The 10,186-nt window shown below is 48.1% G+C and carries 11 protein-coding genes and 1 pseudogene; 8 read left to right on the top strand and 4 right to left on the bottom strand.

The window, feature by feature from the left end; all coding sequences use genetic code 11:
• The 4 genes and pseudogenes from IQ235_RS09420 to IQ235_RS09405 form a co-directional block, all read left to right on the top strand.
• A pseudogene (locus tag IQ235_RS09420) lies at window positions 1-1,549 on the top strand (Rqc2 family fibronectin-binding protein); the annotation flags it as partial.
• Between the two features lie 54 nt (window positions 1,550-1,603).
• The gene (locus tag IQ235_RS09415) at window positions 1,604-2,044 is read left to right on the top strand and encodes a hypothetical protein (RefSeq protein ID WP_264321219.1); all 441 of its coding nucleotides are present in this window, start codon (window positions 1,604-1,606) and stop codon (window positions 2,042-2,044) included.
• A gap of 45 nt (window positions 2,045-2,089) precedes the next feature.
• Window positions 2,090-2,419 (top strand): hypothetical protein, encoded by a 330-nt coding sequence (locus IQ235_RS09410; RefSeq protein ID WP_264321218.1) that lies wholly within the window; start codon window positions 2,090-2,092, stop codon window positions 2,417-2,419.
• A gap of 3 nt (window positions 2,420-2,422) precedes the next feature.
• Window positions 2,423-3,169: a hypothetical protein gene (locus IQ235_RS09405; protein ID WP_264321217.1), complete on the top strand. Its 747-nt coding sequence runs from the start codon at window positions 2,423-2,425 to the stop codon at window positions 3,167-3,169.
• Between the two features lie 7 nt (window positions 3,170-3,176).
• On the opposite strand, the gene IQ235_RS09400 is transcribed toward IQ235_RS09405, so the two are convergent.
• The gene (locus IQ235_RS09400) at window positions 3,177-3,707 is read right to left on the bottom strand and encodes a gamma-glutamylcyclotransferase family protein (RefSeq protein WP_264321220.1); all 531 of its coding nucleotides are present in this window, start codon (window positions 3,705-3,707) and stop codon (window positions 3,177-3,179) included.
• 255 nt (window positions 3,708-3,962) lie between these two features.
• Here IQ235_RS09400 and IQ235_RS09395 point away from each other — a divergent pair, with 255 nt between their 5' ends.
• The 4 genes from IQ235_RS09395 to IQ235_RS09380 all read left to right on the top strand — a co-directional run bounded on the left by IQ235_RS09395 (window position 3,963) and on the right by IQ235_RS09380 (window position 7,515).
• On the top strand, window positions 3,963-4,364 hold the full coding sequence (locus tag IQ235_RS09395) for a RidA family protein (protein WP_264321216.1): 402 nt from the start codon (window positions 3,963-3,965) through the stop codon (window positions 4,362-4,364).
• Window positions 4,365-4,382: 18 nt separating this feature from the next.
• Window positions 4,383-5,084: a response regulator transcription factor gene (locus IQ235_RS09390; protein ID WP_264321215.1), complete on the top strand. Its 702-nt coding sequence runs from the start codon at window positions 4,383-4,385 to the stop codon at window positions 5,082-5,084.
• 147 nt (window positions 5,085-5,231) lie between these two features.
• Window positions 5,232-6,326, top strand: coding sequence for a sensor histidine kinase (locus IQ235_RS09385; protein ID WP_264321214.1), 1,095 nt, complete (start codon window positions 5,232-5,234; stop codon window positions 6,324-6,326).
• 313 nt (window positions 6,327-6,639) lie between these two features.
• Window positions 6,640-7,515 carry an AraC family transcriptional regulator gene (locus tag IQ235_RS09380; protein ID WP_264321213.1) on the top strand — a complete coding sequence of 292 codons (876 nt, stop codon included), beginning with the start codon at window positions 6,640-6,642 and terminating at the stop codon, window positions 7,513-7,515.
• 116 nt (window positions 7,516-7,631) lie between these two features.
• On the opposite strand, the gene IQ235_RS09375 is transcribed toward IQ235_RS09380, so the two are convergent.
• From IQ235_RS09375 to IQ235_RS09365, 3 genes are all read right to left on the bottom strand, one after another.
• Window positions 7,632-8,627: an aldo/keto reductase gene (locus IQ235_RS09375; RefSeq protein WP_264321212.1), complete on the bottom strand. Its 996-nt coding sequence runs from the start codon at window positions 8,625-8,627 to the stop codon at window positions 7,632-7,634.
• Window positions 8,628-8,930: 303 nt separating this feature from the next.
• Window positions 8,931-9,278: a hypothetical protein gene (locus IQ235_RS09370; RefSeq protein ID WP_264321211.1), complete on the bottom strand. Its 348-nt coding sequence runs from the start codon at window positions 9,276-9,278 to the stop codon at window positions 8,931-8,933.
• A 26-nt stretch (window positions 9,279-9,304) separates the two neighbouring features.
• Window positions 9,305-10,186 (bottom strand): hypothetical protein (locus tag IQ235_RS09365; protein WP_264321210.1); only part of this gene is annotated, 882 nt, incomplete at its 5' end.

Below are 10,186 nucleotides of genomic sequence, written 5' to 3'. Positions count from 1 at the left end.
CCCCAAAGCACCCGATACCTTCACGTTTAGCGACCAACTGCGCCATCAGCTCAAAGGATTGGCATTGGTCGCCATCGAAGCGATCGCACCCTGGGAGAGGGTTTTGGACTTTCAGTTCGCTCGCCGTCCCGGAGATCCGATCCTTTGGCACCTGTATGCGGAGATTATGGGGAACTACAGCAACGCCATTCTTACCAACGCCAACAACGAAATTGTCACCGCCGCACACCAAGTCAGCGCCGATAAGTCCCGCGTGCGTCCCGTTCTCACTGGAGATGTCTACGAAGTGCCTCCCGCACTCACCGATCCGATGCCCAGCTTAGAAGAGTCGCAACAGCACTGGCAAGAACGAGTGGCGTTAGTTCCCGGAACCCTGCGCCGAAATTTGGTGAAGAGCTATCGGGGATTGAGTTCGGCGTTGGTACTCTCGATGGTACGCTCGATCGGTTTAGATCCCGATCGCAATACCGATACCCTGAACGAGTCGGAGTGGACGCAGTTATTTCAAAAATGACAAGAATGGCTAGAAGTTTTGGAAACCGATGGGTTTCAACCGGGTTGGACAGTTGGAGGGTATACGGGTCTCGGCTGGAATCTGGATCGAGTTGCCGATACCGTGCAAGTTCTGCTCGATGGTTACTACACCAAAGAATTGAACCACCAGGAATTCAAACAACTTCGCCATCAACTCGCTCAAAAACTCAAGAACCTACTGGCGAAATTGCGGGTGAAGCAAAATACGTTTCAGGAACGATTGCAGCAATCGGATGATGCTGATTCTTTCCGGCAGCAAGCGGATTTATTGATGGCTTATTTACACCAATGGCAGCCGGGAATGAAGAAAATTCTATTAAATGATTTTGAAACGGGAGAACCGGTAAATATTCCCCTCAATCCCGAAAAAAATGCCGTTCAAAACGCACAATTGCTGTATAAGAAACATCAAAAACTAAAACGCGCTCGTCTAGCTGTCGAGCCGCTCTTGGCACAAGTTAATGGCGAAATTTCTTATTTAGAACAAGTAGAGTTAGCTCTCGATCGAGATAGCGAGTACCAAACCCCTGCCGATTTGCTCGCCCTCGAAGAAATTCGCGACGAACTCATCGAACAGGAGTATTTACCCATTCCCCAATACCGCAGTCGGAGCAATGTGGATGCGACGAAAAATCACTTTCATCGCTATCAAACCCCCAATGGTTTTGAACTGCTCGTCGGGCGCAACAACCAGCAAAACGATCGCCTTACCTTTCGCGTGGCAAACGATTACGATTTGTGGTTTCATACCCAAGAAATTCCCGGCAGTCACGTTTTATTACGCTTAGAACCCGGTGCCGTTCCCGAGGATAAAGATATGCAATTTGCGGCCAATTTTGCGGCGTATTATAGTCGTGCAAGTCAAAGCGATATCGCTCCGGTTATTTATACCGAACCGAAGCATGTTTACAAACCCAAAGGCGCAAAACCAGGCATGGCAATTTACAAACACGAACGAGTTGTGTGGGGGCAACCACAGCAGGCGAAAGCCAAGATATGTAAGCTAGAATCTTGAAAAGAATCAATTTTTTTATCGATCGTTAAATTTTTTAAAAGTGTAATGAATTATATGCCAGGATTCGTTGGCATCAAAAAATCTGTATCGACAGAAGAACTCCAAATATTATTAGAACAGTGGAAAAAGCCAAATAGTTACTACTGTCTTCGATGGCATCATCAAGCGAGCGATATCGTCAAAACCTTGAAGGAAGCGTTTCCCTCTCCCGAAGGACGAATGTTCGATGCCGAGCGCGAACTGCGCTGGAAACAATTGACTCAGAGTACATTTAGTCTGCTGCTTTTGAGTGAAAATGAGGATATAACTCAATTTGAACCTTTAATTGGAAGTTGGGAATATGAAGATCGAGCATCAATTTCCGATCCCGATATTAAAATTCGCCTTCCTCAAAAGATGACGATCGAGTCTGGGGAGATCGGACAGCGTTACTTTCGCGATCGCGATACCGGTACCGTCCATTTTATTGCTCTGACTGTTATGAAGCGATTGTAAAATCTTGCGAAGCTATCGATTTTGGGAAAATTACTAGCACGCTAAATGGACAACTTGGAGGAAGAACTTCTTGAAAATCCTACATTAATTTGGGGACGGTCGGCCATGCAAATCCAAGCATCTTTCCAAAAAGTAGGCTATGGTGCAACGATCGAGCAATCGACCAAAGGATCTAAACGTTCTATTCAAATTAGAATTCACGGACATCCCGATATTACCAATATACAAGTACATCCTGGAGGAGGAAGGCATCTGGGTCGTTACTATAAAATTTCGACATCAACACAAGATAAAATTAAAGTAGTAGATAAAGCCTATAAGCCAATCGTTGGAGAAAAAGCAAAAATTATTTATGTTGACGAAAATAAAGAGTAAGATATGATAACACTAACCGATCGAAAAAAAATCGTAAAAGTCGACCGCGTTAATTCAGTTTATGAAGCATCTCAGCTAGATGAATTATGCGTAGATATTATTAGCATTAGTATTAGTGATAGCATTCAGTTTTCAGATCGACGTAAAGTTTTAGAGAAGGAAGCAATTGAGATTCAAAAAAATTTAAAAAATGCGAAACTATGCGGTCAGATTTCTGTTCGAGATTGTAATACTCAGTCTTGTCTAAATTTCATTCAAAACTGTGGATTAACTTACGTCCAACTTCCTTTTCCTGAAATTCCACCGATCGACTTTCGGCGAACATTGCAGGAACTCGGAGTTGGTTTAATTTATGCTGGCATTGAGGCATCTTACGATGACGATCCCTCCTGGATTTTGAGTCGGTTCCAGGACGTAGAAGCGCTAAATACAGAATATTTTCAGATTGAGATTCTTCCCGTCGTTCAAAATTCGTGGAGTTTTTTTAAAAATGAATGTCCAAAATACCCCGAAGAACTTCAAATCGAAGATATCAACCAAATTGCAACGATAAATCCAGTAATCATTTCAGTAGACTTTAACTCAGATAATATTTTAGAAATCGTTAAAAAATTGAATAACGTGCGTGGCATTGGATTGACTCTAGGGACTCTTGCTTCAAAGCAATATTTACCCCATACCTTGGAATTTCCCCAGGCGATCGAGCTTTTGAAAACTCTGCGCTCGTCTGTCGGTGAGGTGATAGTATAAATCCCCTTCAAACCGCTTGTCGATCTTGCTGAAGTCGGTACATATGCTCGAACAACTGCCAGCAATACTGCTCGGAAAGTCCGCAAGTCACCGCACCCCGAAGTACCACTTGAAAATACCAATCGTTGGGAGCCAGTTCTCGGGAGAGTTTATCGACGACAGTGTAGGTTCGCACTTGGGTGTAGCGACGATCGCCCGATTCCACTTCAATGGTTTCCCGACGATAGCCACAGGTGGGAACCTCCTCCCGTTCGTCGAGACGATCGCTAAGTCGCCACGGCAGGCGATACAGCACCCCTTCCACCCGAGACTGGGAATCGCGGACGACATCGAGAACGCCACAGTTGCGATGGTGCGATCGACGATTGAATGCCAAACGGTAATTCTTGAGGATAGCCGTTCCCACGACGTAGTTGCGGGTATTTTCCCCCAGGGTACGCTGCAAATCCACAGGACACATACAACTGCCGTAGGCAAAATAATAGAAAGTCGGTTCGATGGAGGGAGGTTGAGCCGATGGATAGATTTGGTTCGTCACGGTCGCGAGTTTTTCGGACTGAGGATAGTTACTTTTGCTGCATTGTACGCGATCTTCGGGGCGATCGCCCCGCGATCGAAAGTAAGGTCGCCAGGGAAGCCCACGATCGTAATATAAGTAAGACAATAATTGACAGGTTCGGTTGAAAGCCTTTCTCTTTTTACCCTCTCGCACTTGGTGAGAACAATTTGAGACAAATTTGAGACAAAAGAGAATTGTCAATTATCTATTTTTCATTATCAATTTTGAAACGCCATGAGCCATCAAGTCATTCATACTGAGAACGCTCCAGCCCCCGTTGGACCCTATAACCAAGCGATCGCCGCTGCCGGGCAAATGGTCTTCGCCGCCGGACAAATTTCCATCGATCCCAAAACCAGTAAAATCGTTCATACCGGCGATGTTGCCAAACAAACCGAACAGGTGATGACTAACCTCGAAGCCGTTCTGAGGGCCGCCGGGGCAACTTTTGGCGATGTGGTGAAAACCACGGTCTTTTTGGCTGATATGAATGACTTCGCCGCCGTCAATGCCGTTTACGCTAAATATTTCGACGAAGCCACCGCACCAGCCCGCGCCTGCGTGGAAGTTTCCCGATTACCCAAGGACGTACGGGTCGAAATCGATTGTATCGCTGCGATCGCCCCGTCGGCGTAGTTGCCAGTGTAGTTACCGATGAAAATCTTAATTGTCGAAGACGATCTCGAAATTGCCCGACTCATCGAGCAAACTTTGACACGAGAAGGTTTTGAGTGCGTTTTAGCGAGGGACGGTTGGGGGGCGTTGGAGGAATTTGGGCGATCGCAACCGGATGTGGTGGTGTTGGATTTGATGCTGCCGAAACTCGACGGGTTAGAAGTTTGCGCCCGCATCCGCCAAAAACCAGAAGACAAGGACCCCTATATATTGATGCTGACGGCGAAGGGAGAAGAAATCGATCGGGTCATCGGTTTGTCTACCGGTGCCGACGATTATCTGGTTAAACCCTTCAGTCCCCGCGAGTTGGTGGCGCGAGTTCGGGCCCTGTTGCGGCGCAGCCTGCGCCAGGGGGGGCAAGGTCAAGTTTACAGCAGCCCCCATTTCACCCTCGATCTCGATCGGCATACGGCCCAAAGCCACTTCGAGAATCTCGGTTCTCAAACCCTAGATCTAACCACTTTGGAATTTAAGTTACTTGCCACGTTCCTCAGTTATCCCGGACGAGTTTGGAGTCGGGCGCAACTAATTGAAAAACTGTGGGGAAATGACTTTTTTGGCGACGAACGGGTGGTGGATACCCACATCGCCCGACTGCGAAAAAAAATTGAACCCGACCCATCATCGCCCCAGTTTGTTAAAACCATAGTAGGCGCTGGCTACAAGTTTGAAGATGGTTAGTTGTTAATTGTTAATTGGGGTGTGGGGGAAAAGAATTAAAAATTCACACTCCCAATCTGCCTCCCGACGGTCGGCGTTCCCTTGCGTCTTGCGCCGACGCGGGGTCCGACCGCGGCCTCCCCTGCCTCCTCTGCTTCCCCTCCTACCGTGCCTAAAATCGACCTGCGATCGCGATTATTTCTCTCCCATCTTTTCGTCATGGGGGTGGGACTGGCTAGCTTCATTCTCATTAGCAAAGTCTATTCTCCCCGTCAGTTCGTTCTCCAACTCGAACGACTCGAACCGATGCCGTTTTTCAACGTGCGATCGGTCAGAACGTATTTAGTAGAAGGCTTTGAAACAACCTGGAATCGCAGTACGTTTTGGTCGGTTTTGGTGGGAGGGACGGCAGCCGGTGCGTTGAGTTATTGGGTGGCCCAACGGATTACCGAACCGCTGACGCAGATGCGCTGCATCACCCAAAAATTTGCGGCCGGAAATTTGGATCGGCGGATGGCCAAAAGCGAGATTCCCGAACTCAACCAACTCAGTGCCAGTTTCAATCGAATGGCCGACAGCATTGAAGGTATCGAACAGCGACGGCGAGAACTCGTCAGCGACATGACGCACGAACTGAGAACGCCGCTGACAGTGGTGCGGGGATACCTCGAAGAGATGGCGGAGGGACGAATCGAACCATCCCCAGAAATTTACCAACAACTGGCCCGAGAAACACGACGATTGGAACGGTTGGTGAACGATTTGCAAGAACTCTCGAAAGCAGAGACAGGATATCTAACGATCGATCCGCAGCCGTTGGATGCGTATCCGCTTTTGAAGTCTTTGGTGGAGCGATTTTCCGAACAATTACTCGAAGATGGGGCGGTTCTTAAGCTTGATTGTCCGGCAAATTTGCCCCCGGTGTTGGCCGATCGCGATCGCACCGAACAGATACTCGTCAATCTAATCGGCAATGCCATGCAGTACACGCCGTCGGGTTCGATCGTCGTGCGTGCGTGGCGGGGGGCCGATCGAATTTGGTTTGCGATCGTCGATACGGGAATTGGGATTTCACCCCAGGATTTGCCGCACATTTTCGAGCGATTCTGGCGCGCGGAACCCTCTCGTTCTCGTAATTCTGGCGGTACGGGAATTGGATTGGCGATTACTCGTCGTCTCGTGGAATTGCAAGGGGGAAAAATTAAGGCAAAAAGCCAGTTGGGTGAAGGGAGTGAGTTTCGCTTCTATTTACCGCTGGCTTAGGGAGAGGAAAGACGCGGGGCCGGGTTTTCAGTTGATTATTTGGACGTTGACAAAGTGAATACAGCCTTAACCTTTCACCAATGAGTCATCCCATATCGCTATGGGGTAAGCTAATGCGCAGTTAAGTTGGTATACGAGTAACTTATTTCAAAGCTATTAAATCCTCTCCCCCTCTCCCCATCTCCCCCTCATGCCATATATACAATTTAAATGCGTGACAGCTTAACTCCCCCTTTTTTTCTGTTTTGCGACAAAACCGCTGCTCTAATTGTGCCAAGATGACAGATAACTCTTGTTCAACTCTTGCTAAAAAATGCTCGAATCTTTAAGAAATAAAGTGCGAGACTCCCTGCTAAAGAACGAAGGTGGAAGCGCACTTCATTATTTTTCGGAAGACGTTTTTTGCATCAAAGAAGTAGATATCTCTGAGCTAAACGAAACACTTTATGAACCAGCACTATGCCTCATACTTCAAGGTGCAAAGCAAACAAATTTGGACAATCGCACTCTTCGACTATCAGCTGGTGATTCGATCGTAATCAGTCATCACGTACCTGTGTATGCGAAAATTACGCGGGCATCAGTTGAAATTCCCTATCTCTCGCTGATTATAAAAATAGATATGAAAATTATTCGGAGCCTTTATTTCGAGATCGAGCAGATCGTCGAAAAACAAGAACGTGCTTTCTCGGTTGATTCGGAAAGGGCAGACAGTGCGCTGATCGATACCCTCGATCGCTTCATAACAACCATAGAAGACCCGCTCGAAGCTGAGCTAATTGGCCCCTCTCTTTTTAAGGAATTGCATTTACGAGTGTTAAGGGCTCCCCAGGGTGGAATGCTTCGCCAGATGATTCCCATGAATAGCGCAGCTAATAATATTGCCCGATCGATAAAACACATACGCAACAATTATCGTGCTGGGCTCCTTGTCGCTGAAGTTGCCCGTGAGGTTGGCATGAGTGAGTCGTCTTTTTACAAAAAATTTCGCGAAATAACGGGAACGACTCCGCATCAGTATCAAAAGACATTACGCCTTATCGAGGCGCACTCGCTTCTGTCATTAGAGGGGTATTCTGTTTCTGATGCAGCCTTTGCTGTCGGCTATGAGAGCGCAAGTCACTTTAGTCGAGACTATTCAAAAAAGTTTGGGATTCCACCGAAGGACGCCAAATCTATTGAAATGTGAACTATGAAACTGGCTTTGGTGTAGCAGCGAACCTGGCTAATTGCTGACAGGTAAAAAGCGGCAGCCTGTTGAGAACACTTAGAACGTTTAGCGCAGCCGTACGTTAGACGCTGACCTCATATCTTGTAAAACTCGAGATCCGGGCCGGCAAAGGGAGCTAGTGCATCGATCCGTCTCTGAAGTTCGGCTTGGTTCCAGTTCCATGTTTTACGCGCTATGGCAGCATTTTGGGAAACCTGTTGGACGCTTTCCATACCACTGACAAGGCAGGTAACTGGCAGGGACCATGCAAAGCCGAAGGCATCCTCCAAGGAAATAACGTCCGGTATTAACGGCTCAAGAGAGACTTCTGTACGACGCCAGCCCTGGTTTCCTCCAAAGAACCGCCCGTAGGCCAGCGTTTTCATAGCCAGCACGCCGATGCCAGCCTCTACACACCTGGGCAGCACATTAGTCACGAAGCTCTTGAAGTGAGGGTCGGCGGGGTTGACTGGCAGCATCGCAGCAGCCATTTTTACCCCCCGTTTTTCGATCTCCTCGAGCATCTTGAGATGGCCTTCAAAGGAATCATGACCAGTGAAGCCGATGTGCCTGACTTTGCCTGATTCCTGAGCCTCAAGCAAAGCATCGATTATTTCGTCTCGGATGCGCTCTTCCACACGCTCTGGGGTTTCGAGGGCATGCACCTGCCATAAATCCACGTAGTCAGTCTTCATGCGGGCGAGGGAAGCATCGAGATCCGCCAGGGCGTCTGCCTTATTTCGGGCCAAGGTTTTGGTCATGATGAAGGAAACATCTCTGTAGTTGGGCGTGAGAAATTTCCCATAGCGTTCCTCTGCTACTCCATCGCTATATAGGGGGGCATTATCGAAGAAACGCACCCCTTCCTCCAAAGCTTTTTCGATGATGGCCTGCGCGTCCCTTTCCGAGGCCCTCCCTATATGGTCTCCGCCTGCCCCTAGGTTGGTTACAGCCGAACCAGACGAACCCAGATTGCGTAACGGCAGGAGCCTGCCTAGCCGGTCGGAGGTGGAGGCCACTTCGGCGGTGGTCGTGTCCTTACCATTGAGACAGCCGGACACTGTCAGACTGGCGGTAAAGCCCGCCAGCATTGCGATTAATTCCCTGCGATTTAATTTAGTCATGCTCGTGTAGCTATCAGTGGCTGGGACTGCCGATCGATGACCAGATTTGCGAGCTTTCATGCATAGCGATCTCCAAGAAATATCGGGTTTAGCTTTCTTGAACCTATCATTATGAGCCGCGTTGCACGTATCCAATCCTCCGCGATCCATGCCAAATCCTCCACAAAGCGATCCGCGACCTGGATAGGCACCCGGTGCGCCTTCGCTCATCGCCCCAAATGCGCCTCGTTTCTCATCTTCCCTGTTTTTTTGTCAGCCAACCCGGCCAATTTACTTAACCATCTGGGGATGTGCGGGTTTAGAGTTACCCATCGTAGGGGGAACGCGGCCGCAAGCGCCTGTCGGCATGGCTGCGTGCTTGTCCCCTACCAGTGTATCTTTGAGGCGCGGGTACTTTATTTCTTTGCCAGTCCCCTGCCTATTCGTCTTTCTCCTTGGCGGCACTTTCCTCACACTCCGATGGATGACTTTTTCGCCCCCAACTCCTCCTAATTGTAAAAAACCGACACTTGTCAGGAGGTGGGGAAGAGGACGCACCGGACGCACCGGACACACCGGACGCGGTGAGGAAGATGGGGAGAATAGCGAATTACCAATTTTTCGCGATCGATTATCCATTGACTCTCCCCCAGCGTCCCTTGCCTCTAATGCTCTCTCTTTCCCGATCTCAGATGGAGAAGATCGTCGATTTGGCCCGAAATTCGATGTTGTTGTTTTTTGAGGTTCTCGATCTTTTTAGACATCTCAAATTGAGTGGGGGCGAATTTAGTAAAGCTACCGACGGAACATATTAGTAGAAGACTTACTAGAATCCATAATCCATAAAGCTTCGCCAGTTGACCCATCCAAACGATTTTTTGAAATCCTCCCACGATCGCACTCATGATGATTTCGGGATATTGGGAGCGATCGAATTTTGCCAGCAGCCAACTCGTTACACCAATACAGACAAGAGTCAGTGCGAAAAGAGCCGAGAATAGAAGGAGTCGAACGAGTCCAGACGATCGATCGGCCAGTAGTAAATTACGAACTTGGGGAAAGAGTCGTGCGAATGGATGATGGGTTAAATAAATGTAGTAAGACCAAATTCCAAGAGTTGCAATAACTTGAAAGAGGCGACCGCTTTTTTTCTGACAAAAACGCGCAAAATTGAGCAGCCAGATAATTAAGCCAAAGGAAATGGCACAATCGGCGAAAATCCATCCCCACAATCCGACATATAGTAAAGTCTGGCTGGCGAGCCAAATTCCGAATCCGATATATCCCGCATAGGGGGAAAACAAAATGCGATCGAACTGACGCGGCTTGTAAAAAGCGGCAAATCCTGCCATCATTCCCAACCCAAATTCAGTTAGTCGCGAGGGAATAAATCCAAACGGCGCGCGATGTTGAAAGACTTCAAATAGCCAATTCGGGTGCCGATTGAGTGCTTCAACTGAATTGGGAATGAGCTTGACAAACTTTTCGCTATAACCGATAGGTTCTCCATCTAAAGCATAAATGGCGATCGCTCGATAGGAAAACTC

This window comes from Zarconia navalis LEGE 11467 (assembly GCF_015207075.1).
GTDB classification, from domain to species: Bacteria; Cyanobacteriota; Cyanobacteriia; order Cyanobacteriales; family Geitlerinemataceae; genus Zarconia; species Zarconia navalis.
This window is presented reverse-complemented; position numbering and strand designations above follow the sequence as displayed.

Excerpts from the sequence above, each read along its gene's own strand:
- IQ235_RS09395 (WP_264321216.1), top strand. The coding sequence starts at position 3,963 with ATGAGCCATCAAGTCATTCATACTGAGAACGCTCCAGCCCCCGTTGGA.
- IQ235_RS09415 (WP_264321219.1), top strand. The coding sequence starts at position 1,604 with ATGCCAGGATTCGTTGGCATCAAAAAATCTGTATCGACAGAAGAACTC.
- IQ235_RS09405 (WP_264321217.1), top strand. The coding sequence starts at position 2,423 with ATGATAACACTAACCGATCGAAAAAAAATCGTAAAAGTCGACCGCGTT.
- IQ235_RS09380 (WP_264321213.1), top strand. The coding sequence starts at position 6,640 with ATGCTCGAATCTTTAAGAAATAAAGTGCGAGACTCCCTGCTAAAGAAC.
- IQ235_RS09390 (WP_264321215.1), top strand. The coding sequence starts at position 4,383 with ATGAAAATCTTAATTGTCGAAGACGATCTCGAAATTGCCCGACTCATC.
- IQ235_RS09375 (WP_264321212.1), bottom strand. The coding sequence starts at position 8,627 with ATGCTGGCGGGCTTTACCGCCAGTCTGACAGTGTCCGGCTGTCTCAAT.
- IQ235_RS09370 (WP_264321211.1), bottom strand. The coding sequence starts at position 9,278 with ATGGATAATCGATCGCGAAAAATTGGTAATTCGCTATTCTCCCCATCT.
- IQ235_RS09410 (WP_264321218.1), top strand. The coding sequence starts at position 2,090 with ATGGACAACTTGGAGGAAGAACTTCTTGAAAATCCTACATTAATTTGG.